Here is a 1,676-nt window from a genome sequence, read left to right as displayed (position 1 = left end):
TAGCGATGGTAAGCCAATAAGTATAAAAGAGTTATCGTTTTTAATTGCTAAATTAATGGATTATAAAGGCGAGCTAATTTTTGAACAAGAGTTAAGCCGCAATGATGGAACATTAAGAAAAACAATGAGTAGGAAAAAATTTGATAAACTTGGATTTACAAATCAAATTTCATTAGAAAATGGTCTTAAAAAAATGATAGAAATGTATGGTGCTTGGAGTAGATAATTTATAATATTTTTAGCAATTAAATGCTACCATAACCCAATTTAATTTTAAGGAAATTTAATAATGAAAGCTTTAATTACTGGATTTACTGGGCAAGTTGGCTCTCAAATGGCCGATTTTTTACTAGAAAATACAGATTATGAAGTCATAGGTATGATGCGTTGGCAAGAGCCTATGGATAATATCTATCATTTAAGCGATAGAATCAATAAAAATGATAGAATAAACGTATATTATGCCGATTTAAATGACTATTCAAGTATCCAAAAACTTTTTGAAACCCATCGTCCAGATGTTATTTTCCACTTAGCCGCACAATCTTTTCCTAAAACATCTTTTGATATTCCTATTGAAACTTTGCAAACAAATATCATAGGAACGGCTAATATTTTAGAAAATATTAGAGCTTTAAAGCAAAAAGATGGCTATGATCCGGTTGTGCATGTATGTAGCTCTAGTGAGGTGTACGGTAGAGCAAAAGTAGGTGTGAAACTAAATGAAGAAACTCCATTTCACGGTGCTAGTCCATATAGCATTAGCAAAATCGGAACTGATTATTTAGGTAGATTCTATGGCGAAGCGTATGGAATAAAAACATATGTAACAAGAATGGGGACTCATAGTGGACCAAGGCGTAGTGATGTATTTTTTGAAAGTACAGTAGCAAAGCAGATTGCACTTATTGAGGCAGGATTACAAGAGCCAATTATAAAAGTCGGAAATCTCTCAAGCGTTAGAACATTTCAAGATTGTCGTGATGCCATTAGGGCATATTATTTGCTTTCAGTAGAGAGCGCTAAAGGCAATGTGCCTTGTGGAGAGGCGTTTAATATTGCTGGAGAAGAGGCATTTAAATTGCCTGAAGTTATTGAGATTTTGTTAGGATTTTCTACCAGAGATGATATTACAGTACAAGAAGATGCTGCTAGACTAAGACCAATAGATGCTGATTATCAGATGTTTGATAATACTAAAATTAAAAGCTTTATCAATTGGAAGCCAGAAATTCCAGCTAGAAAGATGTTTGAAGACTTATTAAATCACTGGAGAGATGAAATTAAAAAAGGCCGAATTCCGTTAAATCGTTGATTTATAAAATTAAACAATTATTCAAGCTTGTAAGTAATTCTTACAAGCTTGATATTATTACTCATAATAACGCATGATTTTATAGCCATTTTCTTGCAAAAATGCATCTTTGTGCATTAATTTTAAATCGCTTTGCATCATATCATTGACTAAGTCGTGTAAATCAAATTCTCTTGTCCAACCTAGCTCACGCTCAGCCTTACTTGGATCACCAAGCAGCAAATCAACCTCTGTAGGTCTAAAATATCTAGAGTCAATTTTTACAACTATTTGTCCGATTTTTAAATGCTCATTAGATAAATTTAGTTCTTTTAAACGCTCTAAGTCCAATTTAGCAATGAAGCCTACTTCATCAATTCCT

General features: G+C 32.7%; 2 protein-coding genes and 1 pseudogene. 2 read left to right on the top strand and 1 reads right to left on the bottom strand.

All coding sequences use genetic code 11. The features are described from left to right. Nucleotides 1-226: pseudogene (locus J6V67_RS04855) on the top strand (GDP-L-fucose synthase); the annotation flags it as partial. A gap of 63 nt (nt 227-289) precedes the next feature. Continuing rightward, entirely contained in the window at nt 290-1,315 is a 1,026-nt protein-coding gene (locus J6V67_RS04850; protein ID WP_291859568.1) for a GDP-mannose 4,6-dehydratase, read from the top strand. A 57-nt stretch (nt 1,316-1,372) separates the two neighbouring features. Here the strand turns inward: J6V67_RS04850 and J6V67_RS04845 are convergent. Further along, nucleotides 1,373-1,676: GDP-mannose 4,6-dehydratase (locus tag J6V67_RS04845; protein WP_291859565.1), on the bottom strand; the 304-nt coding region annotated here is incomplete at its 5' end.

Origin of the sequence: Campylobacter sp., from assembly GCF_017646085.1 — a bacterium.
Classification (GTDB): domain Bacteria; phylum Campylobacterota; class Campylobacteria; order Campylobacterales; family Campylobacteraceae; genus Campylobacter.
This window is presented reverse-complemented; position numbering and strand designations above follow the sequence as displayed.

What these genes read in the sequence shown, in the direction of transcription:
- J6V67_RS04850 (WP_291859568.1), top strand. Translation starts at nt 290, where the DNA reads ATGAAAGCTTTAATTACTGGATTTACTGGGCAAGTTGGCTCTCAAATG.